Origin of the sequence: Micromonospora humida (assembly GCF_016901255.1) — a bacterium.
GTDB classification, from domain to species: domain Bacteria; phylum Actinomycetota; class Actinomycetes; order Mycobacteriales; family Micromonosporaceae; genus Micromonospora; species Micromonospora wenchangensis.
In genome coordinates, this window is sequence record NZ_JAFEUC010000014.1 from 1 (window position 1) to 24470 (window position 24470).

Below are 24470 nucleotides of genomic sequence, written 5' to 3' on the forward strand. Positions count from 1 at the left end.
GAACTCGTCGGTGTTCACGATGATGTCCGCACCCCGACGCAGATCACCCAGATTCGCCTTCAACGCCGCCGGATTCATCGCCACCAACACATTCGGCGCGTCCCCCGGCGTCAGAATGTCATAATCGGCGAAATGCACCTGGAAACTCGACACCCCCGGCAACGTTCCCGCAGGCGCCCGAATCTCCGCCGGGAAATTCGGCAACGTCGAAATATCATTACCCAACTGCGCCGTCTCCGAGGTGAACCTGTCCCCCGTCAACTGCATCCCGTCACCCGAGTCACCAGCAAACCGGATCACCACCCGGTCCAACTGACGGATCTGCTTGGTCACGCCTGCACCTCGCTTCGCTCGGCCCCGCCGCGCGTGCGGCTGCACATGATGGTGACCTCGCCTTGCCCGGCCACGCGACCTCCCTGATGCGCCGCTGCGCCCGGTCCGCCCGTGGCGGGCCGGACCGCTGTCATCTCTCGCCTCCGAGCCTACGTCCAGGGCTTAGGGCATCCTTGGTGGAGGTCCGACACCTGGGAACCGGGTCGGCGAAATCTGTACGGCTATGCGGCGATTTGCGGTGCACGCCGTAATCGATATCACCGCGACCCCCCGGACGGCCCCCTCCACCTGCCCCGACCCCCGGCCGGTCGGGTCGGCCGCCCCGTCGGCGGCAGGTCCCCCGCCACCTCGGCGGAGCGTCGGCGCAGCGCACCGGTCGCCAGCACGAGGGCCAGCACCACCAGCAGGACGGAGATCGTGATCAGCGCGAGCGCGGTCCGCTGGGCGGAGGACATCCCGCCCAGCGCGACCGTCCCGCCCTGCGCCGCGATCAACCCCTGCGAACCGGTCGGCGCGGGCGTGCCCACCGGCGGGGTGGTCAGCGCGGCGGCGGCGGTGATCCGGAAACTCATCTGGACCTGCCGGGCCGGCCCGCTCTCCGGGGTCAACCGGCCGGTCAGCGCCCCGGCCAGCGGGGCCTCGCGCTGGGCGTCCGGGGTGGCGGCGACCGTGAACCGCAGCGGCTGTGTCCGCCCCGCCGGCAGCACGCCGAGGTCGCAGCGGGTACGCGTCGGAGCCAGCGGCGCACAGCCGGCCGGCGGGTCCAGCACGCTGACCCCCTCCGGCAGCGCCACCTCGACCCGTCCGGCGGCCGGCACCCGGCCGGTGTTGCCCAGGTGGGCCGTCAGCACGGTGGGTCCGCCGCTGATGTCGAAGGCCACCTCGTCGGCGTCGAGGAATATCCCGGGCACCGGCGGGCCGGGTGGGAAGAGCACCGCGAACCCCTCGTCGTCCTGCGCGGTGCCGCCGTCCGGGGCGGTCGCGGTGACCCGTACCGCGCCGCTGAGGGGCATCTGCCGCCAGGCGGTGCCGCTGACCCGTACCCGGATCATGCTGTCGAACCGGTCGCCCGGCGCGGTGGCCCACTCGCCGCAGTGCCACCCGCCGTCGCCGCTGGCCGCGCAGCCCGGCGTCCCGGCGTCGGTGAGCCCGGCCGGCAACGTGTAGGTCAGCCGCAGCCGCGCCGGCACGGCCCCGGTGTTGGTGACGGTGACCCGCAGCGCGGTGACCGTGCTGCCGGCCGCCCAGTAACCGTCGTCGAGGGTCACGTCCCCGGTGCCCACCCGGACCTCGACCCGGTCGCCGCCCGGCAGGCCGGGGCGGGTGGGTCGGCCGGGCAGCGGCGGCCGGGCGGGCGGCGCGGTGGTGGCCGTCGGCGGGGGTGCGGTGGTCGCCGGTGGGGTGCCGGTCGGTTCCGGGGCGGCGGTGGTCGGCTCCGGGTCCGGGGGCAGCGTCGGCGGCGCGCTGGTCGGGCCGGCCCCGGTCGCCGTCGGCTCGACCGGGGGCGTGGTCGAGTCGGTCGGGTCGCCGCCCGGGGTTCCGACGTCGGTCGGGTCGGTCACCGCCAGGGTCACGGTGGGTGGGGCCGCCAGGCCCGGTGTCACCCCGAGCGCGACCGCCAGCCCGGCCGCCAGGGTCGCCACGACCAGAGCGGGGGTACGCCGGGCGAGGGACCGTCGGACGGTACGCGCGTCCACGCCGGGCATCTGACCTCCGTGACCCTGGGTGAGAGTTCATTATTCGGCAACAGTTGCGGCGGGGCACTAGTACCAGCGGAAAATATTCGGTGACGGCCGGCCCGCCCTCGCCTCCTCCGGTGCGGCCCGCCGCCCGGTAGGCTGAGCCACCGTGACCGGTTACCTGGGCTCGTACGCGACGCTCGGGCTGCTGCTGCTCGCTGCCGTCCTCTTCTTCGTTACGGCGTTCTCGGCCAACCGGGTGTTACGTCCCCGCCGGCCGGCCGATCCGGTCGGCAAACGGACCGGCTACGAGTGCGGCCTCGACCCGGTCGGCGGCGACTGGGCACAGATGCAGATCCGCTACTACGTGTACGCATACCTCTACGTGCTCTTCGCCGTCGAGGCGGTCTTCCTCTTCCCCTGGGCGATGGTCTTCGACCGGCCCGGGTTCGGCGCGGTCACGGTCACCGAGATGGGCGTCTTCGTGGCCGTGGTCGCGCTCGGCATCCTCTACGCCTGGCGCAAGCGCATCCTGCACTGGACCTGACCACCGTGCCGGCGGGGCCGGGCCGACCACCGCACCGGCCGGGCCTGACCACCGCACCGGGTCGGGTCACCCGGTGACCGGTCTCAGGCCAGGCCGCGGCGGGTGAGCGTCGGCGGCCGGTCGCCCCGGATCGAGGCCACCATGTCCAGCACCCGCCGGGTGGGCAGCACCTGGTGGGCGCGGAACACCCGTGCGCCGAGCCAGGCCGACACCGCCGTCGCGGCCAGGGTGCCCTCCAACCGCTCCGGCACCGGCAGGTCCAGCGTCTCGCCGATGAAGTCCTTGTTCGACAACGCCACCAGCAGCGGCCAGCCGGTGCCGGCCAGCTCGGCCAACCGGCGGGTGATCTCCAACGAGTGCCTGGTGTTCTTGCCGAAGTCGTGCGCCGGGTCGATCAGGATGCCGTCGGGGCGTACCCCCAGGGACACCGCGCGCCCGGCGAGCCCGGTCACCGTCGCGACCACGTCGGCGACCACGTCGGTGAAGGCGGCCCGGTGCGGCCGGGTCCGGGGCGTCAGCCCACCGGCGTGGGAACAGACCAGCCCCACGCCGGTCTCGGCGGCCACCCGGGCGAGCGCCGGATCGGCCCCGGACCAGGTGTCGTTGAGCAGGTCCGCGCCGGCCGCCACCGCCTCCACCGCCACCTCGGCCCGCCAGGTGTCGATCGAGATGACCACCCCGGGGAACGCGGCCCGGACGGCGGCGATCGTGTCCACCGTCCGGCGGATCTCCTCGGCCACGTCGACCTCGTCGCCCGGCCCGGCCTTCACCCCGCCGATGTCGATGATCTCCGCGCCCTCGGTGACCGCCCGCTCCACCGCGCGCAGGGCGCTGTCCTGGGCGAAGGTCGCGCCCCGGTCGAAGAACGAATCCGGCGTCCGGTTGACGATCGCCATCACCACCGGCTCGCCCGGGGCGAAGCTCCGCCCCCCGAGTCGCAGCGCCCCGGCCAATTCCGCCTCCCGCAGGTCACCGGCCGGACGACCCGGCCGACGCCGACGCTATCCGGTCGCCCGACCCGCCCCCGGGGCGGTACGACCCCGACGACCCGGCCCGTCGCCGGGCCGTCCCGGCCGAAAGATCGGTGACGATGATGGTGGTTGGGGTCGCTCCGGAGGGTGTCCCCGTGCCACGATCTCTGCATGGGTCAGACTCTGCTCATTCTGGTCGTCGCGTTGACCGTGGCGGCGGTCGTGTTCGGCGTGACGGTGCTGATCTCGGGTCGGGACGGCCTCGCGCCCGCCGAGCCCGACGGCAGAGCCGTCCCGCTGCCGGGCGGCCGCCCGCTGCGGGAGTCCGACGTCGGCGCGCTGCGCTTCGACACCGCCCTGCGCGGCTACCGGATGGACCAGGTCGACCAGGCGATGCGCCGGGCCGGCTACGACATCGGGTACAAGACCGAGCTGATCGGGGTGTTGGAGGCCGAGATCGTCGCGCTGCGGGAGGGCCGTACCGCCGACGCCGACGCGCTGCGCCGCACCCGGGAGGAGGCCGCGAGCACCGCGTCCGACGCCTCCCCGACGCCCGCCGACGTGCCCGCCGACCCGGACGGGCCGACCACCGGGGCCGCGCCGACGGAGCCGGCGACCGCCGGTGTCCGCCCGACCGCCGACGCCGACGCCGACCCGTCGGCTGACGCCACCGACGAGGTCACCCCGACCGACGAGGTCACCCCGACCGGCGACGTCACCCCGACCGACGACCGTCCCGGGGACGACCGGTCGGGGGAGCCGGCCGGGAAGACCGACGCCGACCGTCCCGGCGGCGCGGCGGTCCGCTCGGAGCCGGTGTGACCGGACCGGACCCGGCGGGCGGCGGGTTGGCCGACGAGGCGGCCCAGCCCGGAGCCGGCGAGTTCACCGCCACGGTGATCGTCAACGCCCCCGCCGAGCGGGTCTTCGCCGCGCTGACCGACTGGGAGGGGCAGTCCGACTGGATCCCGCTGACCCGGGTCCGGGTGGTCGAGGGCGACGGCGGCGAGGGCAGCCTCGTCGAGGCGGTCACCGCGCTCGGCCCGGCGGCGCTGCGCGACGAGATGCGGGTGGTCCGGGTCGACGCCCCCTACGAGGTGGGCGTGGTGCACTGCGGCAAGCTCCTGCGCGGCCCGGGGGTGCTGCGCTGCACCCCGCTGGCCGACGACCGCACCCAGGTGGTCTGGCACGAGTGGTTCCACCTGCCCGGCGGCGCGGCCGGCCGGGTCGCCTGGCCGCTGCTCTGGCCGGGCTCCAAGGCCAGCCTGACGCTGGCCCTGAAACGCTTCGCCCGGCTGGTCGAGTCCGGCCGGCTGCCCCGCCCGTCCACCCGCTGACGCTGCGGAGCGGGATCGGCCGGGCCGCACCACCCCGGCCCCGACGCCGCGTGTCAGGGCCCTGGCCTAGCGTGTGACGGGTGACTGACCTGGTGACCGGCCCCGACGGCCTGCCCCGCTGTGCCTGGGGGGCGAGCACTCCGGACTACGCGATCTACCACGACACCGAGTGGGGCCGCCCGCTGCGCGGCGACGACGCCCTCTACGAACGGCTCACCCTGGAGGCGTTCCAGTCCGGGCTGTCCTGGCTGACCATCCTGCGCAAACGCGAGGCGTTCCGGCTCGCCTTCGCCGGCTTCCGGATCGAGCGGGTCGCCGCCTTCGGCGACGCCGACGTCACCCGGCTGCTCGCCGACGCGGGCATCGTCCGCAACCGCGCCAAGATCGAGGCGGCGATCGCCAACGCCCGTGCCGCGCTGACCCTGCCCGACGGGCTCTCCGCGCTGCTCTGGTCTTACGCGCCACCGCCCCGGCCGGCCCGGCTCGGGTCGTTCGCCGAGGTGCCGGCGTCGACGCCGGAGTCCGTCGCGCTGGCCAAGGCACTCAAGAAACAGGGCTTCCGCTTCGTCGGCCCCACCACGGCGTACGCGCTGATGCAGGCCACCGGCATGGTCGACGACCATCTCGCGGGCTGCCACGCCGGCACCGCCGTGGCCCGTGATCAGATGGGGGCATGACAGTGACCGACCACCGCAGCACCGGCCCGACGGACGTCGACGGCGGGCCGGACGGCGACGCCTGGGCGGTGCTGCTCCCGGCCGGGCGGCACGACGCCGAGCGCCTCGTCCACCACGAGACCCTGGAGCTGGCCGTCCCGGCCGGTGGGCCCGCCCCGCGTCCCGGTGACCGGGTGGCGGTGCTGGCCGACGGGCCGCCCCGGCTGGTGGCGCTGGGCCGGGTGGCCCGCCACGACGGGCGGGCGCTGCTGGTGACCTACACCCGACGGTCGTTCGACGCGCCGGTGCCGGCCGGGCAGGTGACCGTCGCCGGCCCGGTCACCCCGCTCGAACCGGGCACCTACCGGGAGCTGGTCGACCGGCTCGGCCCGCCGCCGTCGCGCCGGACCTGGCTGGTCAGCCTCGACCTGCCGATCGAGGCCGAGTCGCGGGCCGAGGCGGTCCGGCTCTTCTGGTCGTACGTGCAGGAGCTGGGCCCGGCCGAGCTGCCCGCGTTCGTCTCGCCCAGCGGCGACGAGCTGGCCATGCAGGCGTTCGTGCTGGGCGTCGAGGCCAACCAGGACCCGGAGGAGGACGACTAGCCGCCCACCCACCGGGTATGGCGCACCGGTGCCGACGCCCGGTCGGCCGGTCGAGGGAGGGCCGATGCGGTTCCAGGACAAGGTCGCATTCGTCACCGGTGGTGCCTCCGGGCTCGGCGAGGCCACCGCCCGGCGGTTCGCCGCCGAGGGGGCCCGGGTGGTGGTCGCCGACATCAACACCGAGGGTGCCGAGCGGCTCGCCGCCGACCTGCCCGACGCCCTCGCGGTCACCGTCGACACCGGTGACGCCGACGCGGTGGAGCAGGGCGTCGCCGACGCGGTGCGGCGCTACGGCCGGATCGACCTGATCTTCAACAACGCCGGCATCGACGGCCGGCAGCAGCCCCTGCACGAGATGGACGTGGAGAACTGGCAGAAGGTCCGGCAGATCAACGGCGACGGCGTGTTCCACGTGCTCAAGTACGGCATCGAGGCGATGCTGCGCGGCGGCGGGGGCGCGATCGTCAACACCTCGTCCACCACCGGCCTGGCGGCACAGGAGAACATCTCCCCGTACACCTTCACCAAGGCCGGCATCGTCGGGCTGACCCGCTCGGCGGCGGTGGAGTACGCGGCCCGCAACATCCGGGTCAACGCGGTCGCCCCCACGGTGGTGATGACCCCGTTGGTGCAGCACTTCATCGACAGCGCGCCGGACCCGGCGGAGATGCGGGCCCGGATGGAGTCGTTCAACCCGAAACCCGGCATCCCCAGCCCGGACGACGTGGCCGGCGTGGTGCTCTTCCTCTGCTCCGACGACGCGGCCTGGATCACCGGCCACACGGTGCCCATCGACGGCGGGTACGTGGCCCGCTGACGGCCGGCATGTCCCCGTGCGCCCGGCCGGGCGGCTCAGTTGCCCTGGAAGACCGGCTTCTGCTTGTTGACGAAGGCGATGGTGGCGGCCCGGTGGTCGGCGGTGCCCCCGCAGATCGACTGGGCCTGCGCCTCGGCGGCGAGGGCGTCGGCGAGGGTGCCCGCGTCGGCGATGGAGAGCTGCCGCTTGATCGCCCCGTACGCGACGGTCGGGCCGGCGGCGAGCCGGGCGGCCAGCTCGTGCGCGGTGGGCAGCACCTGCTCGTCGTCGTCGACCAGCCGGGTGAGCAGGCCCAACCGGCACGCCTCGTCGGCGGAGACCGGCTCGGCGAGCATCAGCAGCTCGACGGCCTTGGCGTGGCCGACCAGCCGGGGCAGCGTCCAGGACGCCCCGGTGTCGGCGGCCAGGCCCACCCCGGCGAACGCCATCAGGAACTTCGTCTTCGGCCCGCCGATGCGGAAGTCGGCCAGGAACGCCAGCGAGGCGCCCGCCCCGGCGGCCATGCCCCGGACGGCGGCGACCACCGGCTTGGGCAGGTTGGCCAGCCGGGCGGCGATCGGGTTGTAGTGCGCCCGGACGGTGTCCAGCGGGTCGCGGCCCGGCGACTCCAGGATCTGCACGTGCTCACGCAGGTCCTGCCCGGCGCTGAACGAGCCGCCCGACCCGGCCAGCACCACCGCCCGGCAGGACCGGTCGGTCTCCAGCGCGGCCAGCGCGTCCCGCAGCGCCTCCTTGAGCGCCACGTCGAGGGCGTTCATCGCGGTGGGGCGGTTCATGGTCAGGGTGACCACGCCATCGGTGCGGTCGACGAGCAGCGGCTCGGTCACGTCTCTAACGGCCCTTCTGTCGGGGGACCCGGTTGCCGGCGTCGAGGCACTGCTCGACGTACCGGTCGGCGGCCGGCCGGAGCCGGGCGGCGTGCCGGTCGAAGAAGCTGGCGGCGGCGGTGCCGGGCCAGCGTTCGGGTAGCAGTGCCGGAGGGAGTTGAGGGTCCTGGAACAGGAAGGTACGCCACGCGTGCACCAGCCGGAACCGGGCCGCGTACGCCTCCTCGTCACCACTGCGTACGGTCACCCCGGCGAGTTGGGCGCGCTGCTCGGCGACGAACCGTTCGTAGGCGTGCCCGATCTCGCCGAGGTCCCAGGCGCGGCGGACCACGCCCATCGCCCCGGGGGTGCCGGCGGCGTGCGCGGCGGTGAACCGCTCGTAGCGCACCCCGGCCTCCTCCAGCAGCAGGTCGACGTCCTCGCTGGCCCGGGTCGCCACCCAGGTGTGCTCGTCGAGGGTGCCGTAGCCGAGGAAGCTGAGGTTGGCGGCGAGCCGCTGCCGGTCGCGCCGGGCGGTCGGGGTGGACAGGACGAGCAGGTCGAACCGCCCGTCCCAGGTGATCCGGCCGGTGCGGTAGATCCGGGCGGCGGCCTCGTCGAGCCGACGGACCGCCTTCGGTGTGATCGAATACCCCGGGCCGGAGGCGAGCCGCAGGGGCTCCAGCCAGCCCTGGCGCACCATCCGGGACACGGCGGTCCGGACGGCCGGCGGGGCGACGCCGAGCGGGGCCAGCAACTTCACCAGGGCGGCGACCGGTGCGCGCCCACCCCGCGTGCGGAGATGGTCGCCGTACAGGTCGAAGAGTGCCGACCGTGCCTGCATGACCGCACATTGTGACAGGCCTTCTCAAGATAAGCTAGATGCTGTTACATCAATGCTGCTCCGGTTTGGGTCCGGCGGTGTTCATCAGGGAAAATCGTGGTCGACGCCCCCGCGTACCTTGCGGGTGGTCGACACGAAGTGGCTGTGGGGCAGTACACCGACCCTGATGTATAGGTCTGAGGGGAGACAACATGGCGGCGATGAAGCCGCGGACGGGCGACGGTCCGCTGGAAGTCACCAAGGAGGGTCGGGGCATCGTCATGCGGGTCCCGCTGGAGGGCGGTGGCCGGCTCGTCGTCGAGATGACTCCCGACGAGGCCAACGCACTCGGTGACGCGCTGAAGGCGGCTGCCGGCTGATCGGCCGACGCTCCGCGCGGTGCCGCGCGGAAGGTCCCTGGTCCCTGAGTCACCGGCACCGCCGGTGACTCAGGGACTTCGTCTGTCCCCAGCGGGTCGTCGAGGTCCCGCACCGCCAACTTCTCCGGAGGTACGGTCCAGCGTGCTCGCCATCAGTCTCGCCGCCACCCTCGACGGGTCGGACGTCCTCGTCCTGCCCGTCCGCGCCGCCACCGACCCGGACGACGCCGCGCCGACGCTGGTCGCCACCGCGTCGCCACCCACCGACGAGGTGCGGGCGCAGGCGCGGGAGCTGCTGCCGGTGACCCGGCTGACCGGGCGGGCGGGCGAGACACTGACCCAGCTCCGCCCCGGTGGTTCCCCGGCCCGGCTGCTGCTGCTCGGTGTGGGCGACGGCGGGGAACGGGCCTGGCGGACGGCCGGGGCCGCCCTGGCCCGCGCTGCCGTAGCTGAGACACATGTCACGTTGGCGGTGCCGGTCGACGCGTCCGCCGAGGTCGTCCGGGCCGTCGTCGAGGGGCTGCTGCTCGCCTCGTACCGGTTCCGGCTGACCGGGGCGGGGACGACGCCCGCGCTGACCGCGGTGACCCTGCTGACCACCACGCCGGACGCGTACGCCGGGGCCGTCGAGACGGCCCGGACCACCGCCGCGATGACCCGCCTCGCCCGGGACCTGACCAACACCCCCTCGGCGGTGAAGACCCCGCAGTGGTTCGCCGCCCAGGTCGCCGACGCCGCCGCCGACCACCCCGACCTGCACCTGCGGGTACGCGGGCCGCAGGAGCTGGCGGACGAGGGCTTCGGGGGCATCCTCGCCGTCGGTGCCGGCTCGGCCAGCGGCCCCCGGCTGGTCGAGCTGGACTGGCGGCCCGCCGACGCCCGGCAGCACGTCGTCCTGGTCGGCAAGGGGATCACCTTCGACACCGGTGGCATCTCGATCAAGCCGGTGCCGGCGATGAAGCTGATGCGCAAGGACATGGCCGGCGCGGCGGCGGTGGTCGCGGCCACCCTCGGCGCTGCGGCGCTGCGGCTGCCCGTCCGGGTCACCGCCCTGACCCCGCTGGCCGAGAACATGGTCAGCGGGTCGGCGTTCCGCCCCGGCGACGTCATCCGGCACTACGACGGGACGACGAGCGAGAGCACCAACTCCGACGCCGAGGGGCGGCTGGTGCTCGCCGACGCGCTCGGCTACGCGGCCCGGGAACTCCGTCCCGACCTGTTGATCGACCTGGCCACCCTGACCGGCGCGAACGCGGTGGCGCTGGGCAAGCGGACCGGCGCGCTGTACAGCGACAACGACGAGCTGGCCGCCGCCGTGCTGGCCGCCGTCGCCGACGCGGGCGAGGCGGCCTGGCGGATGCCGCTGCCCGCCGACTACCTCGAACACCTCGGCAGCGACCTGGCCGACCGGCACAGTTCCCCGGACCGGGGGGCCGGCTCGGTGATGGCCGCGCTCTACCTGCGCGAGTTCACCGGCGAGCTGCGGGACCGCTGGCTGCACATCGACATGTCCGCGCCGTCCTGGGCCGACGGCGACGACGCCGAGCTGACCCGGGGCGCGACCGGCTGGGGCGTGCGGGGCCTGCTGCGCTGGCTGGCGACGCTGGACTGAGCGGTCGCCGGGCCGGGTGCCCGCGCCCTGCGTCCCGACGCGGTCGCACCCGGCCGTGGCCGGCTTCCGGCCGCCGGTCAGCGCTCGGTCGTGGTCAGCACTTGACTGCGGCCAGCAGGCCGTGACCGACCGGGAGCAGGGCCGGAATCCACTGCTCGGCCTCCCGGATCGCCTTGACCGTCTCCCGCATGGTCACCGTCTCGGCGTCCCGGGCGGCCGGGTCACCGATCCGGCCGCCGGCGAAGCCGCCGTTGAGGGCGAGCACCCCACCGGGGCGCAGCAGCCGCAGGGCGGCGTCGACGTACGCGGCCGAGCCGGTCGTCTCACCGTCGACGAAGATCAGGTCGTACGCGCCGTCGGCGAGCCGGGGCAGCACGTCCAGCGCCCGGCCGGTGATGATCCGGGTACGGCCGGACGGGAAGCCCGCCTCGACGAAGATCCGTCGGGCGATCCGCTGGTGCTCGACCTCGACGTCGATGGTGGTGAGCACCCCGTCGGCACGCATGCCGCGCAGCAGCCACACCCCGCTGACCCCGGTGCCGGTGCCGATCTCCACCACCGCGCGGGCGTTGCCGGCGGCGGCGAGCAGGCGCAGCGCCGCCCCGGCGCCGGGGGTGACCGCGTCGAGGCCGACCTCCCGGGCGAGGCTGCGGGCGGTGGCCAGGACGATGTCCTCGCCGACGTACGACTCGGCGAACTGCAACGACTGCGCCGTCGGGCTGCCGGAACTGGCGACCGTGGCGATGGGACACCTCCGGGCGGTGGCGATGGTTGTGCGGAGCGGGTGGGCGCTATGAGCCTAGAGGCGAGGCTCCTTCGGCCGCGAGTCCACCCGTGACGGCCCGGGTGGCGCGGCGGCGCTGGCGTGTGGACGGGGTAGGCGCACCGGTCCGGGTGGCGCGGGGCCGGGCGGTGCGCGGGTGCGGGCGGACAAGAGCTGACTCCGCCCGGCGCATCCGTGCAATCCTGGACGGGGTGCCCCCTGCGCCGTGACCGCCACCCCCGGTCGTGGTCCGGGGCACCGGGGGACGACTGGGAGGCACCGACGTGACCGACGGCTGGGAGTGGCGAGCGCCCGGCGGGACTCCGGGTTCGGCGGGACCGCCGCCCGGTCCGCCGCAGACGGCCCCGACGACGCCGTACGGCGGGTCGGCTGCACCGTACGGCGGGTCGGCGTCGCCGTGGTGGTCGGACGCGCTCGCCGACCCCTGGCGGGACCCGTACGCCCCGGCGGCGGTCGTGCTGCCGAGCGTGCCGGCCACGGGTGCCGCGCCGGAGCCGGTCACCGACCCGGACGCGCCCGGCCGGCCACGGCTGCGCCAACTGCTGCTCGTCCCGCTGATCGTCGCGTTGCTCGCCGGCACCCTGGGCGGTGCCCTCGGGTACGCCTTCGCGGTGCGTGGCGGTGTCGGCGGCGGGGTCACCCTGGGGGCCGGCCCGGCCGAGGGGCCCGCGCTGGCCCAGCGTCGCCCGGACTCGCTGGCCGGGGTCGCCGGCCGGGTCCTGCCCAGCGTGGTGACGATCCGGGTGGCCGGTCCGGCCGGCACCAGCGAGGGGTCCGGGTTCGTCGTCAGCACCGACGGCTACGTGGTCACCAACGACCACGTGGTCGCCGACGGCACCGGCCGGGCGTCGGTGACCTTCAACGACGGCAGCAGCTCGGCGGCGACGGTGGTCGGGCAGGACCCGGAGTCGGACATCGCGGTGATCAAGGTGAACCGTGCGGGGTTGCGACCGATCGAGTTCGGTGACTCCGACGCGCTCGCGGTGGGGGACCCGGTGCTGGCCATCGGTTCGCCGCTGTCCCTGGCGAACACGGTCACCGCCGGCATCATCAGCGCGCTGGACCGCACCATGCAGGCGGGGGAGCCGGGCGGGCCGGTCCGCTACTACGCGGCGATCCAGACCGACGCGGCGGTCAACCACGGCAACTCCGGTGGCCCGCTGGTCGACTCGGCCGGTCGGGTGATCGGGGTGAACTCGACGATCAAGTCGCTGGTGGCGGAGGGGCAGGAGGCGGGGAACATCGGGCTCGCCTTCGCCATTCCGATCAACCAGGCGAAACGGATCACCCAGGACATCATCGGCACGGGCAAGGCCCGACGCACCGTGATCGGGGCCCAGGTCGCCGGGACCGGTACGGCCACCCGGGCCGGCGTGGGGGTGCGCCTGGCGGCCGTGGAACCGGCCGGTCCGGCCGCCGGGGCGGGGTTGAAGGCCGGGGACGTCGTGCTCCGGCTCAACGGCCGGCCGATGAACGAGCCGACCGACCTGATCGCCCTGGTCCGCAAGTTCGCCCCCGGGTCGGTGGTGACGGTGGAGTACCGGCGCGGGTCGACCCGGCAGAACGCCTCGGTGACGCTCGCCGCGGACGCCAAGTGAGGGCCGTTCACCCCCTCCCGGACCGGGCCCTGACGTGCGTACGCTGGGGTCGACGTGACGAGGAGGCCCTGCGGTGCTCGACAACCTGAACTGGTGGGAGATCGGCGTCCTGCTGCTCCTGGCACTGCTGATCTTCGGGGACCGGCTGCCCAACGTCATCAGCGACGGCCTGCGGCTGGTGCGCAACCTGCGCGCGATGGCCCGCAACGCCACCGGCGACCTGAGCCGTGAGCTGGGCACCGACATCCAGCTGGAGGACCTCCACCCGAAGGCGTTCATCCGCAAGCACCTGCTCAGCGAGGAAGACGAGCAGGCGATCCGCAAGCCCCTCCAGAGCGTCTACGACGACCTGCGGGCGGACGTCACCGGGGTGCACGAGGAACTCAAGGGTGTCGCCGACCGGATCGACCCGAGGGCGGCCGCCCGCAAGGGCACCGCGACGAGCACCGCCTCCGCGCCCGCCCCGGCCCCCCGCCCCAGCTACGACGACGCCACCTGACCCCGCGTCCGGTCTGGACCACCGCCGGGCGGGCTGCCGCAGTGGAGCGCCAAATGCGGTATCCCCTGCCGGGGATACCGCATCATCGGCTCACGTGAGTGAATCAGGCCTGTGGCGCGGGGCCGGTGGTCAGCGTCCGGCGGGCTTGAGGCCCAGCGACTTGCCGAGCAGCGACTCGCGGCGTACCGCCAGCCGGTCGGCCACCTGGTGCAGCGCCTTCGCGGCGGGCGCGTCCGGCGCGGACAGCACGATCGGGGTGCCGGCGTCGCCGCCCTCCCGGACCCGGCTGTCCATCGGGATCTGCCCCAGCAACGGCACCTGCGCGCCGATCGTCCGGCTCAGCGAATCGGCCACCTCCTGGCCGCCGCCGGCACCGAAGACCTCCATCCGGGACCCGTCGGGCAGCTCCAGCCAGGACATGTTCTCGATGACGCCGACGATCCGCTGGTGGGTCTGCAACGAGATCGCGCCGGCCCGCTCGGCGACCTCGGCCGCCGCGGCCTGCGGGGTGGTGATCACCAGGATCTCGGCGTTGGGCAGCAGTTGGGCGACCGAGATGGCGATGTCACCGGTGCCCGGGGGCAGGTCGAGCAGGAGGACGTCCAGCTCACCCCAGTAGACGTCGCCGAGGAACTGCTGCAACGCCCGGTGCAGCATCGGGCCGCGCCACACCACCGCCGCGTTGCCCGGGGTGAACATGCCGATCGAGATGACCTTCACGCCGTTCGCCTGCGGCGGCATGATCATGTCTTCCACCCGGGTGGGCTTGCCCTCCGCGCCGAGCATCCGGGGCACCGAGTGGCCGTAGATGTCGGCGTCGACCACGCCGACGGACAGGCCCCGGGCGGCCAGCGCGGCGGCCAGGTTGACCGTGACGCTGGACTTGCCGACACCGCCCTTGCCGCTGGCCACCGCGTAGACCCGGGTACGGGAGCCCGGCTGGGCGAACGGGATGACCGGCTCGTCGGTGGCGGCCCCGCCACGCAGCTTGCCCTGCAGCTCCTGCCGCTGCTCCGGGCTCATCACCCCGAACTCGATCTCCACGCCGCTCACCCCGGGCACCGCGCCGACGGCGGCGGTGATGTCCCCGCGCAGCTTGTCCTTCAGCGGGCAGCCGGCCACGGTGAGCAGCAGCCCGACCCGGACCACGCCGTCCTCGCCGATCTCGGCGGAGCGGACCATGCCGAGGTCGGTGATGGGCCGACGGATCTCCGGGTCGTTGACGGTGGCCAGCGCGGCCTGGATCGCGTCGGAGAGGGTGCTGACAGGAGCTGACATGCGGGCAATGCTACGTCGGGCGGCCGGGGCGTCCGCCAACAGCGGGGCCGGGTGTGAGCGAATCGATCGACCGGCCGGGGCCGCCCCGCCCTACCGGACAAAGCCGGACGATCAGGTGGGTCACCCCGGCCCGCTCAGCTCTCCGGGCGGTGACCGTCGCGGACGTAGTCGCCGTCCAGATCGTCGCGCGGCTCGTCGAGCGGTGGTTCGCCCCCGGAACGGCCCTCACCCCGCCCGACTGGTCGCTCCGGCTGCCGCAACTCCCGCTTCTGCCGCCGCTGCGCCGCCGCGTCCAGCTCCTCGGCCAGCCGGGCCAGCTCCGAGCGGAGGAAGTCCCGGGTCGCCACCTCGCCCAGGGCGATCCGCAGCGCGGCCACCTCCCGGGCCAGGTACTCGGTGTCCGCCTTCTGCATGGTCGCCCGGCGACGGTCCTCCTCCAGCGCCACCCGGTCCCGGTCGGTCTGCCGGTTCTGCGCGAGCAGGATCAGCGGGGCCGCGTACGACGCCTGCAACGACAGCACCAGGGTCAGGAACGTGAACGTGTACGGGTCGAAGCGCAGGTCCGCCGGGGCCAGGGTGTTCCAGCCGAACCACAGCGCGATCACCACCGTCATGTAGACGATGAAGTTCGCCGTGCCCATGCCCCGGGCGATCCCCTCCGACCACCTGCCGAACGCCTCCGGGTCGAACCGGGGCAGCTTGACGCCCCGGGGCTCACGCGGCTGGTCCAACCGCTCGGTCCGCCGCTGGTCAGCCATCGGAGTCACCGCCTACCGGCGTGGTGTCCGGCTCCGCCTCGTCCGCGCCCGGGGTGGACACGGCGTCGCGGTCCCGCCAGTCCCGGGGCAGCGAGTGGTCGAGCACGTCGTCGACGGTGACCGCGCCGACCAGCCGGTTGTTCCGGTCGACCACCGGCATCGCCACCAGGTCGTAGGTGGCCATCCGGCGGGTTATCTCCGGCAGCGGGGTGGTCGGCCGCAGCGGGTCGATGTCGTTGATCACCACCCCGCCGAGCAGGTCGGCCGGGGGTTCGCGCAGCAGCCGCTGGAAGTGCACGATGCCCAGGTAGCGGCCGGTCGGGGTGGTCATCGGGGCACGGGTGACGAAGACCTGCGCGGCGATCGCCGGGGAGAGCTGCTCCTCCCTGATCCGGGCCAGCGCCTCGGCGACCGTGGCGTCCGGCGGCAGGATCACCGGCTCGGAGGTCATCACGCTGCCCGCCGTACCGGAGGTGTACTTGAGTAGCTGACGGACCGGGTCGGCCTCGTCCGGCTCCATCAGGTCCAGCAGCACGTCCTGCTCCGGCGGGGGCAGCTCGTTGAGCAGGTCGGCGGCGTCGTCCGGGTCCATCTCCTCCAGCACGTCGGCGGCCCGTTCCCGGTCCAGCGCGGCGAGGATCTCCACCTGGTCGCGTTCGGGCAGCTCGCCGAGCACGTCGGCGAGACGTTCGTCGTCGAGGGCCGCCGCGACCTCGTTGCGTCGGGCGTCGGGCAGATCCTGCAGCGCGTTGGCCAGGTCGGCGGGGCGCATGTCCTCCAGCACGGCCAGCAGGTTGGCCGTACCCCGGTTGTCGGCGAGGCCGCTCAGCCCGCGTACCCGGTCCCAGTCCACCTGGTGCAGGTGGCCACGGCGGGTCAACCGGCTGGTCTGCTCGCGGACGGCGACCCGGGACAACGACCACTCGCCGCCCCTGCTGCACTCCATCGCCACGTCCACGACCGCGCCGGGCTGGCCGCCCGGGTCGAGCTGCACCCGCCGGTCCAGCAACTCCTGGAGGACGAGCAGCTCGTTGGGTCGTTTGGAGAAGCGGCGCAGGTTGAGGGTGCCGCTGCCGAGGACCACCGCGTCGGCGTCGATGGAGGTGATCCGGTTGATGGACAGGAAGATCCGGCGGCGCATCGGCATCTCGGCCACCAGACCCACCACCTCGGGCGGACGCTGGGTCGGCCGGATCCGGGCGACCGCGTCGCGGACCCGCCCCACCTGGTCGCCGTTCGGGTCGAAGACGGCGACTCCGGCGAGTCGAGCGATGTAGACCCGGTTCGGCGTGCTCACGGCCACCAGCCTAAGCGCCTAGTGTTTACCACCATGTCGACCCTGGCCTACGAGATCGTGGACGTCTTCACCGACCGCCCGTTCGCCGGCAACCCCCTGGCCGTGGTGTTCGGCGCCGAAGCGCTGGCCACCGAGCAGATGCAGGTGTTGGCGATGGAGTTCAACCTGTCGGAGACGGTGTTCGTGCTGCCGCCGACCCAGGTGGGCGCGACCTACCGGGCCCGGATCTTCACCCCGACCGGGGAGCTGCCCTTCGCCGGCCACCCCAGCGTCGGCGCGGCGGTGACCGCCAGCCGCCGGGGCCTGTTCCCCGCCGGGTCGGTCAGCCAGGAGTGCCACGCCGGCGTGCTGCCGATCGAGGTGACCGCGACCGGTGCCACCCTGACCGGCGGCACCCCCACCCTCGGGCCGGAACTCGACCCGGAACCGCTGCTGGAGATGGCCGGGCTCACCGCGGCCGACCACGCCGGCCCGGCCCCCCGGGTGGCCGGCTGCGGGCTGGAGTTCCCCTACCTGCCGGTGCACCCCGATGCGGTGGCCCGTGCCCGGCTCAACACGGCCGCCGCGCAGCGGTACGGGGTGGAGCACGTCAGCGTCTTCTCCTGGGACGCCGACACGCGTACCGCCCACGCCCGGGTCTTCGTGCCGGGGCTCGGGGTGCCCGAGGACCCGGCCACCGGCTCGGCCGCACTGGGGCTGGGCGTGTGGCTGGTCGCCAGCGGTCTGCTTCCCGGCGTCGGCCACAGCGGGTACGCCGTCCGCCAGGGCGTGGAGATGGGCCGCCCGTCCGCCCTGGCGTGCACGGTGACCGCCGAGGACGGGACGGTGGTCGGCACGACGGTGACCGGTCAGGTGATGCCGGTCGCCCGGGGCGAGATCCTCGTCCCGCCGTTCGTCGGGTGACCGGGCCGCCGCCGTCACCGTCCGGGCCGGTGGTGACGGTCGGGTGCCGACTGGGTGGTAGCTGCGAGAGGATGCGGGTGTGACGGACGAGGTGGACGCCTCCCGGTCGACGCCACTGGTCGACGAGGCGATCAAGAAGGCCGCCGTGGCCTGGGTGGGGGTCGGCGACGGGCCGGCGGTCGCGCTGTGGTGCGTACCGCTGGAGGGGTCGTTGTTCGTGGTCAGCGGGCCGGGGGAGCAGACCGCGCCGGGGCTGGCCGACGCCGGCACCGCCCGGGTGACCCTGCGCGGCGACCACGGCGGGCGCATCGTGACCTGGCCGGCGCGGGTGACCCGGCTGGCCCCGGGCAGCCCGGAGTGGGAGACCTCCGCACCGCTGGTGGCGGCGAAGCGGCTCAACGCCTCCGGTCCGACCGCCGACCTGGTGGCCCGCTGGGTGGCCGACGGCTGCGCGCTGACCCGGCTCGTCCCGGACGGCACGCCGGACGCCGGGGACGCCCTGCCGGACACCTCGCTGGCCGCCGAACCCCGGGGCGCGGCCGTGGTCCGGGCCACCCGCAAGCCGTTCCGCCTGCACCGGGTGCGCCGCCGCTGACCCACCGGCCGCCGCCGGGCACCACTGACCAGCGCCCCGCCGTCACGCCGGGTCACCGCCGGGCAGCGCCGACCCGCCGCCCGGCGTCCACCTGAGCGCCGCCGTCCGTGTGAGGATGACCCACCGTGTCCTCCGCCGCACCGCCGCCGCGTCCGCCCGTCGACCCGCTCACCGTCGGCATCCTCGTGCTCGCCGTCGCGTCGGTCTCGTCGTCGGCCCCGCTGATCGCCTTCGCGGCGGCACCGGCGCTGGCCGTGGCGTGCTGGCGGAACCTGCTCGCGGTCACCGTGCTCGCCCCGTTCACGCTGGCCCGCCGCCGGGCCGAACTGCGTGCCCTGACCGTGGGGGCGGGCCGCCGCGAGGGCTGGTACTGCGTGCTGTCCGGGGTGGCGCTGGCCGCGCACTTCGCCACCTGGATGCCGAGCGCCCAGCTCACCTCGGTCGCGGCGGCCACCGCGCTGGGCGCCACCCAACCGGTCTGGCAGGGGCTGATCGCCCGCTGGCAGGGCCGGCGGTTGTCGTACCCCGTCTGGGTCGGCATCGGGGTGGCGGTGACCGGCGCGGTGCTGGCGACCGGCGCGGACGTCGGCGTCTCCGGCCGCGCCCTCGCCGGTGACCTGCTCGCGGTCGTCGGCGGGATGTTCGCCGCCGTCTACACCGCGTTCGGTGAACGCGCCCGAGCCACCATCAGCACCGCCACCTACACCACCATCTGCTACGGGGTGTGCGCGGCGATCCTGCTGGTCGGCTGCCTGGTCGGCGGGGTACGGCTGCACGGCTACGCCACCAGCACCTGGGTGGCGATCGTCGGGCTGGCGGTGGGCGCCCAACTGCTCGGCCACTCGATGTTCAACCACGCGCTGCGCCGGGTGTCGGCGACCACGATCAGTGTGCTGATCCTGCTGGAGGCCCCCGGGGCCGCGCTGATCGCCTGGGCCTGGCTGGGGCAGCTGCCCCGCCCGTACGCGTTGCCCGGGTTGGCGCTGCTGCTCGCCGGGGTGGTCGTGGTGGTGCTCGGCGGCGCCCGTACGGGCCGGCGTGCCACCCCGGCGGCGCTGCCCGCCGACGCCGCCCCACCGGCACCCTGACCGCCTACCCGGCCCGGGTGCCCGCCGCAGATCCGTTCGTCGCGATTCCGCCCGAACGGCGGGCACGGGACCCGTCCGCACGTGAGAGTGCGGGGGGAGGTGGGCGATGGCGGGGCGCAGCGCGGACGACGACGACCGTGGCGGCACCGTGGTCACCCCGTCGGCCGAGTTCCCACCGCTCACGCCGGCGGAGGTGGACGCCCTGCGCCGGGTCGGCGCGCACTGGCGGGTCGGCGTGCCGCCCGCCCTGCCGGTCGACCCGACCCTGGACCGCTACCGGCACCGCCCCACCCCGGGCCGGTTCAGCCGGCTGGCCCCGATCGCGCTGTTCCGGCCGGCACCGGGGGCACCGGCCGGACGGGACGGGCTGGTCGCCGCCGAACCGGCCAACCAGCCGGACTCCCCCCTGGGCCGGCGGCTGGGCCGGGTCCGCCGGGTGTTTCTCGGCCCACCGCTGGCCAGCGCCGCCGTGCTGCACGAGCGGATGCGCAAACTGGTGGCCCTGCCGGTGCTCTCCTCCGACCTGCTCAGCTCGGTCGCGTACGGGCCGGAGGCGTTGCTGACCGTGCTGGTGCTGGCCGGCAGCGGGGCGCTGGGCCTGGCCCTGCCCCTGTCGGCCGGGCTGGTGCTGCTGATGGTCGCCGTCGGGATCTCGTACCGGCAGACCATCCCGGCGTACCCGCACGGGGCCGGGTCGTACCTGGTGGCGGGGGACAACCTGGGGGTCGGGGCGGGGCTGACCGCCGCCGCCGGGCTGATGCTCGACTACGTGCTGACCGTGTCGGTGTCGATCGCGGCGGGCGTGCACGCGATCACCTCGGCCCTGCCGGGGCTGACGCCGTTCACCGTGCCGCTCGGGGTGCTGGTGATCCTGCTGCTGCTCGCCGGCAACCTGCGCGGGGTACGCGCCGCCGGCAACCTCTTCGTCCTGCCCACGTACGCGTTCGTGGCCGCCGTGCTGGGGTTGCTCGTGGTCGGCTACCTGCGGGCGGCGGGTCGGGGTTTCGCGCCGGTGGCCCCGCCGGTGGTGCCGGCGACCCAGGGGTTGGGGCTGCTGCTGGTGCTGCGGGCGTTCGCCTCTGGGGCGGTGTCGATGACCGGCATCGAGGCGGTCTCCAACGCGGTCCCGGCGTTCCGGACGCCGGAGTGGCGCAACGCGCGCACCACGCTGGCCTGGATGGTGGCGATGCTGGTGGTCCTGTTCGCCGGGCTCACCCTGCTGATCCACCTGGCGGGCCTGGTGCCCCGCCCCGGCGAGACGCTGCTGTCCCAGCTCGCCCGGGTCACCTTCCCCACCGGCCCGTGGTACGCCGTCGTCCAGGTGACCACCGCGCTGATCCTGCTGCTGGCGGCGAACACCGCGTTCAACGACTTTCCCCGGCTGCTGTTCTTCATGGCCCGCGCCGGTCACGCCCCCCGCCGCTTCCTGCACCTGGGCGACCGGCTGGCGTTCGGCAACGGACTGGTCGCGCTGGCCGCGACGGCGGTCGTGGTGTTCGTGGCGTTCGGCGGCCACACCGGGAAACTGATCCCGTTGTACGCGGTGGGGGTGTTCCTCGCCTTCACCCTGTCGCAGAGCGGCATGGTGGTGCACTGGCGGCGGCACCGGGGCGACGGCTGGCGGCGGCGGGCGCTGGTCAACGGGGTGGGTGCGATCCTGTCCGGCCTGGTGCTGCTCACCGCGGCGGTGGCGAAGTTCATCGAGGGCGCCTGGGTGGTGGTGGTCGCGGTGCCGCTGCTGGTGCTGCTCTTCGACCGGATCCACCGGCACTACCGCACCTTGCACGCCGCCCTGGCCCTGCGCTCCCCATCTCCCGACCCCGCCCCGCCGGCCGTCGTCTGCCGACCCGCCGCCGGGCCGCCGGAACCCGTCGCCGCACCGGCGGACAGGCCCGTCGAGGGCGGGGAGTTGCCGCAGGAGCTGCGCCACCTGGTGGTGGTCCCGGTGGTACGCCTCAACCGCGCCTCGATGCGCGCCCTGGCGTACGCGGTGTCGCTGGGCCGGCCGACGCTGGCGGTGCACCTCGCCCCGGAGGACGCCGAGGCGGACCGGTTCCGGGAGCAGTGGCGGGCCTGGGGGGACCACGTCCGGCTGGAGACGATCGTCTCGCCGTACCGGGCGGTGGTCGGGCCGCTGGCGCACTACCTGGAGGCGCTGCAGGCCGCCGCGCCGGAACTGGTGCTGACCGTGGTGGTGCCGGAGGTGGTGCTGCGCCGGCCGTGGCACCGCCTGCTGCACAGCCGCACCGGCCAACGGCTGCGCCGGGCCCTGCGCGCCCTGCCCGGTGTGGTGGTCACCACCGTCCCCGTCCACGTCCCCGACTGAGGGCGACCCCGACGGCGCAGGGCGGTCGGCGGCACGCCACCGATGGCGGTCCGGCGGGATGACGGCTACTGCCCACGCCCGATCATTCGCTCCTGTTGGTGCGCGTCAGGACGAGGTCGACAACGAGGACCGGCGTCATCGCGGCCGCCCCCATGAGGGCCGCCTGCCAGACCGGCAGATCCGCGATCGATCCGACAACGACCAGGATCAGCAGTGCCGCTGGATACGCAATCCGCACAGAACGCGCCATGACTCGACCGTAGCGACCGACGGCACTGCCGAACGCTCCACGTGAACGGGTCCCCGGCTGACCGTCGAGCAACGCGTCGCCGGGCCGGCCAGGCAGCACGTCAGGATCGTGGAGATCTGTTGTCGCTCCAGCAGCAACAGATCTCCACAGAAACAGGGCGTCTCCGAGGGCCTGCCTGTTCGACGGGCAGGATCAGTCTGCCGGCACTGCCTTCACGTAGACGCCCTCGCCCTGGCGCCCCTCGACCAGGCCCTCGGTCTTGAGGACCAGCATTGCTCCACGGATCGATCCGTAGGACACGTCGTACTCGGCCTTCAGTTCGGTGGTGGACGGAAGTTTGTCCCCCACGGCGAGTTGGCCGGACCGGATCTGCTCGCGGATGGCCTCGGCCACCCGCTCGTACTTGGCGGGCATCTGCACTCCTCGGGTCGCACCCCGAGTAGATCACTTTGAGAAACCTGCATCAACTATGTCGAGCAAGCTAGACCAAGTAGACATAGTTGATTAAGCTGCCGTCGTGTTCATCCTCGGGTCGCACCAGAGGAAGCGATCTATCTGCACGAGCGGGCCATCCGTCGTGTCGACTGGCCTCAACTACCGGCTGAGCACCGGGCCGCCCACCTCATCGATGCCGCCCGCGCCTATCTCCAGACCGGCAACCTCGCTGCCGCCGGACATACCCTCCTTGATGCCGACACCATTGCCCCCGCCGAGGTCCGATACCGGCCGTACGCCCGTACCGTGATCGCCGAGATCGCCCGCGGCGGCCCGGCGGCGGCCGGCGTAACCCGGCTGGCCTCCATCGTCGGCTTGACCCGGTGACCCGACGGAATGCCAGCGGAGGGGTGCCCGAACATCCCGCGATGGCCACGTCGGTCCCGGGGCGCAGCAGTTGGTGTGGGGGCCGGTCAGGCGGTGATGCCGACGGCGGCGGCGCTGGCGGCCCAGAGGCGCGCGGCAAGCGCCGGATCGGTGGCGCGCGGCCAGGGTCGGCGCAGTCGCCGGTCGGCGTAGTAGCCGCCGTCGACCAGCCGGGACGCCGGCTGGTTGGCCAGCCAGACCAGCGTCTCCGCGCCCTTCTCCGGGCTGCGGAACGGCATCACCCGCATGCCGAGGGCGACCAGCCGGCTGTCCGCGCCGAACCGGGTCCGCACCACTCCCGGATGGAACGAGTACGCCGGCACGTCGGGCCAGCGCCGGGCCGCCTCGGCGGCGAACAGGATGTTGGCCTGCTTGCTGGTGCCGTACGCGCGCATCGGCCGGTAGCGGCGCAGCGCGGCGTTGAGATCGTCCGGGTCGAGGGTCCCGCTGCGGTGCGCGCCGGAGGCGGTCACCACCTGCCGGCCGACCCGGTCGACCAGCAGGTTGGTCAGCAGGAACGGGGCCAGGTGGTTGGCCTGGATCGACAGTTCGAACCCGTCGACCGTGCTGAGCGGCTGCAACACGATCGCCCCGGCGTTGTTCGCCAGCACGTCGATCCGGTCGTACGCCGCCCGCAGCCGCTCGGCGAGCCCGCGTACGTCGTCGAGCACGGCGAAGTCGGCGCGGAACAGTTCGGGGCGTTCGCCGGACGCCTCGCGTACCCGGTCACCGGCGGCCTGGAGGCGGGCCGGGTCCCGGCCGACCAGCGCCACCCGGTCGCCGCGTCGGGCCAGCGCCACCGCGGCGGCCAGGCCGATGCCCGAACTGGCCCCGGTCACCACCACGGTCCGCCGCCCGGCGACGTCTTCCACAGGTCCATCCACCCCGGTCACGGCACGAGGTTACCGTGGAGTCACCACGTCACGGGGGCCGTCGGGTTCTCGTCACGTGCGGATGACCGGGTGGGCCGCCCAGGGTGCCCGGGGCGGCCCCACCGCTCAGTACGAGGTGCCGTAGCCGGTCGTCGACTCCTGGTTGGCCAGCCAGACGAAGAAGACCACCATGGCGATGGTGGCCAGCACCGCGATGACGGTGGAGATCCACCCGACGACGATGCCGGCGGTGGCGAAGCCCGCGCCGCCCTCCCCCCGCTCCCTGATCTGCCGCCGGGCCACGTGGCCGAGGATCGCGCCGATGAGGCCGATGTAGCCGCCGAGCCCGTAACCGCACAGCCCGATCGCGCCGATGATCGAGACGATCATCGAGGCGATGGCGAGGCCGTTCTGCGGCGGTGGGGGCTGGTAGCCGCCGTAACCGGCGTACCCCATCGGCTGCGGGTAGCCGGGCTGCGGGTAGGCGGCAGCGGCGGCGTACGGGTCGACCGGGGCGGCCTGGGCGGGGATGCCCGGCGCGCCCGCGTACGGGTCGACCGGGGCGTACGGGTCCTTCCCGACCGGTGCCGCCGAGATCGGCGGGCCACTGGCCGGCAGTGTCGGGTCGGGCTGCTGGGCCGACCAGGCCGGGTCCGACCAGCCGTCGGAGGGCGGGGGATAGGTCATCTGATCTTCTCCGTCGCATGTAGGTGCGCCGTCAGGGTAGCCAGGACCACACAGTGGCGAGGTCGGCCCCGTGGTGGCTCGTTGCCCGCACCCGGTCGAGCGGGCAGGATG

General features: G+C 74.2%; 27 protein-coding genes. 14 read left to right on the forward strand and 13 right to left on the reverse strand.

Annotated features, from left to right (window positions below):
• Together JQX11_RS24645 and JQX11_RS24650 are read right to left on the reverse strand one after the other, a co-directional pair.
• Nucleotides 1–333 (reverse strand): 2-oxoacid:acceptor oxidoreductase family protein (locus JQX11_RS24645; RefSeq protein ID WP_204927345.1); only part of this gene is annotated, 333 nt, incomplete at its 3' end.
• A 257-nt stretch (nucleotides 334–590) separates the two neighbouring features.
• On the reverse strand, nucleotides 591–2039 hold the full coding sequence (locus JQX11_RS24650; RefSeq protein WP_232378523.1) for a hypothetical protein: 1449 nt from the start codon (nucleotides 2037–2039) through the stop codon (nucleotides 591–593).
• Nucleotides 2040–2181: 142 nt separating this feature from the next.
• On the opposite strand from JQX11_RS24650, the gene ndhC reads away from it, so the two are divergent.
• Nucleotides 2182–2559: an NADH-quinone oxidoreductase subunit A gene (gene ndhC, locus JQX11_RS24655; protein ID WP_204927346.1), complete on the forward strand. Its 378-nt coding sequence runs from the start codon at nucleotides 2182–2184 to the stop codon at nucleotides 2557–2559.
• 83 nt (nucleotides 2560–2642) lie between these two features.
• On the opposite strand, the gene folP is transcribed toward ndhC, so the two are convergent.
• Complete coding sequence (gene folP / locus JQX11_RS24660; RefSeq protein ID WP_204927347.1) at nucleotides 2643–3512, reverse strand: dihydropteroate synthase; 870 nt, start codon at nucleotides 3510–3512, stop codon at nucleotides 2643–2645.
• 189 nt (nucleotides 3513–3701) lie between these two features.
• Here folP and JQX11_RS24665 point away from each other — a divergent pair, with 189 nt between their 5' ends.
• The 5 genes from JQX11_RS24665 (at nucleotide 3702) to JQX11_RS24685 (ending at nucleotide 6942) form a co-directional block, all read left to right on the forward strand.
• Entirely contained in the window at nucleotides 3702–4352 is a 651-nt protein-coding gene (locus tag JQX11_RS24665) for a DivIVA domain-containing protein (protein ID WP_204927348.1), read from the forward strand.
• Entirely contained in the window at nucleotides 4349–4867 is a 519-nt protein-coding gene (locus tag JQX11_RS24670) for an SRPBCC family protein (RefSeq protein ID WP_204927349.1), read from the forward strand. The genes JQX11_RS24665 and JQX11_RS24670 overlap by 4 nt, the downstream gene beginning before the upstream one ends.
• An 80-nt stretch (nucleotides 4868–4947) precedes the next feature.
• Nucleotides 4948–5544, forward strand: coding sequence for a DNA-3-methyladenine glycosylase I (locus JQX11_RS24675; RefSeq protein WP_204927350.1), 597 nt, complete (start codon nucleotides 4948–4950; stop codon nucleotides 5542–5544).
• Complete coding sequence (locus tag JQX11_RS24680; protein ID WP_204927351.1) at nucleotides 5541–6125, forward strand: hypothetical protein; 585 nt, start codon at nucleotides 5541–5543, stop codon at nucleotides 6123–6125. Before JQX11_RS24675 ends, JQX11_RS24680 begins: the two co-directional genes overlap by 4 nt.
• A gap of 64 nt (nucleotides 6126–6189) precedes the next feature.
• Nucleotides 6190–6942 carry an SDR family NAD(P)-dependent oxidoreductase gene (locus tag JQX11_RS24685; protein WP_204927352.1) on the forward strand — a complete coding sequence of 251 codons (753 nt, stop codon included), beginning with the start codon at nucleotides 6190–6192 and terminating at the stop codon, nucleotides 6940–6942.
• Nucleotides 6943–6977: 35 nt separating this feature from the next.
• Here JQX11_RS24685 and JQX11_RS24690 read toward each other — a convergent pair whose 3' ends face one another.
• The gene (locus tag JQX11_RS24690) at nucleotides 6978–7769 is read right to left on the reverse strand and encodes an enoyl-CoA hydratase/isomerase family protein (RefSeq protein ID WP_204927353.1); all 792 of its coding nucleotides are present in this window, start codon (nucleotides 7767–7769) and stop codon (nucleotides 6978–6980) included.
• A gap of 4 nt (nucleotides 7770–7773) precedes the next feature.
• Nucleotides 7774–8592, reverse strand: coding sequence for a PaaX family transcriptional regulator (locus tag JQX11_RS24695; RefSeq protein WP_088647021.1), 819 nt, complete (start codon nucleotides 8590–8592; stop codon nucleotides 7774–7776).
• A gap of 191 nt (nucleotides 8593–8783) precedes the next feature.
• Between JQX11_RS24695 and JQX11_RS24700 the strand changes: the two genes are divergently transcribed.
• Nucleotides 8784–8951: a DUF3117 domain-containing protein gene (locus JQX11_RS24700; RefSeq protein WP_007455245.1), complete on the forward strand. Its 168-nt coding sequence runs from the start codon at nucleotides 8784–8786 to the stop codon at nucleotides 8949–8951.
• A 142-nt stretch (nucleotides 8952–9093) separates the two neighbouring features.
• Nucleotides 9094–10563, forward strand: coding sequence for a leucyl aminopeptidase family protein (locus tag JQX11_RS24705; RefSeq protein ID WP_204927354.1), 1470 nt, complete (start codon nucleotides 9094–9096; stop codon nucleotides 10561–10563).
• A gap of 94 nt (nucleotides 10564–10657) precedes the next feature.
• Here JQX11_RS24705 and JQX11_RS24710 read toward each other — a convergent pair whose 3' ends face one another.
• Entirely contained in the window at nucleotides 10658–11266 is a 609-nt protein-coding gene (locus JQX11_RS24710; RefSeq protein WP_204927355.1) for an O-methyltransferase, read from the reverse strand.
• A 329-nt stretch (nucleotides 11267–11595) separates the two neighbouring features.
• On the opposite strand from JQX11_RS24710, the gene JQX11_RS24715 reads away from it, so the two are divergent.
• Nucleotides 11596–12945: a S1C family serine protease gene (locus tag JQX11_RS24715; protein ID WP_204927518.1), complete on the forward strand. Its 1350-nt coding sequence runs from the start codon at nucleotides 11596–11598 to the stop codon at nucleotides 12943–12945.
• 73 nt (nucleotides 12946–13018) lie between these two features.
• The gene (locus JQX11_RS24720) at nucleotides 13019–13444 is read left to right on the forward strand and encodes a twin-arginine translocase TatA/TatE family subunit (protein ID WP_204927356.1); all 426 of its coding nucleotides are present in this window, start codon (nucleotides 13019–13021) and stop codon (nucleotides 13442–13444) included.
• 129 nt (nucleotides 13445–13573) lie between these two features.
• Here the strand turns inward: JQX11_RS24720 and JQX11_RS24725 are convergent, their stop codons facing one another.
• The 3 genes from JQX11_RS24725 to JQX11_RS24735 form a co-directional block, all read right to left on the reverse strand.
• Entirely contained in the window at nucleotides 13574–14722 is a 1149-nt protein-coding gene (locus JQX11_RS24725; protein ID WP_204927357.1) for an Mrp/NBP35 family ATP-binding protein, read from the reverse strand.
• Between the two features lie 134 nt (nucleotides 14723–14856).
• Entirely contained in the window at nucleotides 14857–15480 is a 624-nt protein-coding gene (locus tag JQX11_RS24730) for a DUF1003 domain-containing protein (protein WP_204927358.1), read from the reverse strand.
• On the reverse strand, nucleotides 15473–16777 hold the full coding sequence (locus JQX11_RS24735; RefSeq protein ID WP_204927359.1) for a magnesium transporter MgtE N-terminal domain-containing protein: 1305 nt from the start codon (nucleotides 16775–16777) through the stop codon (nucleotides 15473–15475). Before JQX11_RS24735 ends, JQX11_RS24730 begins: the two co-directional genes overlap by 8 nt.
• 33 nt (nucleotides 16778–16810) lie before the next feature.
• Between JQX11_RS24735 and JQX11_RS24740 the strand changes: the two genes are divergently transcribed.
• The 4 genes from JQX11_RS24740 to JQX11_RS24755 all read left to right on the forward strand — a co-directional run bounded on the left by JQX11_RS24740 (nucleotide 16811) and on the right by JQX11_RS24755 (nucleotide 21689).
• Entirely contained in the window at nucleotides 16811–17680 is an 870-nt protein-coding gene (locus JQX11_RS24740; protein WP_204927360.1) for a PhzF family phenazine biosynthesis protein, read from the forward strand.
• Nucleotides 17681–17741: 61 nt separating this feature from the next.
• Nucleotides 17742–18275, forward strand: coding sequence for a hypothetical protein (locus tag JQX11_RS24745; protein WP_232378547.1), 534 nt, complete (start codon nucleotides 17742–17744; stop codon nucleotides 18273–18275).
• A 125-nt stretch (nucleotides 18276–18400) separates the two neighbouring features.
• Nucleotides 18401–19363: a DMT family transporter gene (locus tag JQX11_RS24750; RefSeq protein ID WP_204927362.1), complete on the forward strand. Its 963-nt coding sequence runs from the start codon at nucleotides 18401–18403 to the stop codon at nucleotides 19361–19363.
• A gap of 106 nt (nucleotides 19364–19469) precedes the next feature.
• Nucleotides 19470–21689 carry an APC family permease gene (locus tag JQX11_RS24755; RefSeq protein ID WP_204927363.1) on the forward strand — a complete coding sequence of 740 codons (2220 nt, stop codon included), beginning with the start codon at nucleotides 19470–19472 and terminating at the stop codon, nucleotides 21687–21689.
• Nucleotides 21690–21771: 82 nt separating this feature from the next.
• Here the strand turns inward: JQX11_RS24755 and JQX11_RS24760 are convergent, their stop codons facing one another.
• The 4 genes from JQX11_RS24760 to JQX11_RS24775 form a co-directional block, all read right to left on the reverse strand.
• On the reverse strand, nucleotides 21772–21939 hold the full coding sequence (locus JQX11_RS24760; protein WP_204927364.1) for a hypothetical protein: 168 nt from the start codon (nucleotides 21937–21939) through the stop codon (nucleotides 21772–21774).
• Between the two features lie 192 nt (nucleotides 21940–22131).
• Nucleotides 22132–22353: a FadR/GntR family transcriptional regulator gene (locus JQX11_RS24765; protein WP_204927365.1), complete on the reverse strand. Its 222-nt coding sequence runs from the start codon at nucleotides 22351–22353 to the stop codon at nucleotides 22132–22134.
• A 494-nt stretch (nucleotides 22354–22847) separates the two neighbouring features.
• Nucleotides 22848–23672, reverse strand: coding sequence for an SDR family NAD(P)-dependent oxidoreductase (locus JQX11_RS24770; RefSeq protein ID WP_204927519.1), 825 nt, complete (start codon nucleotides 23670–23672; stop codon nucleotides 22848–22850).
• Nucleotides 23673–23798: 126 nt separating this feature from the next.
• Nucleotides 23799–24359 carry a DUF4190 domain-containing protein gene (locus JQX11_RS24775; protein WP_204927366.1) on the reverse strand — a complete coding sequence of 187 codons (561 nt, stop codon included), beginning with the start codon at nucleotides 24357–24359 and terminating at the stop codon, nucleotides 23799–23801.
• Nucleotides 24360–24470 lie beyond the last annotated feature (111 nt).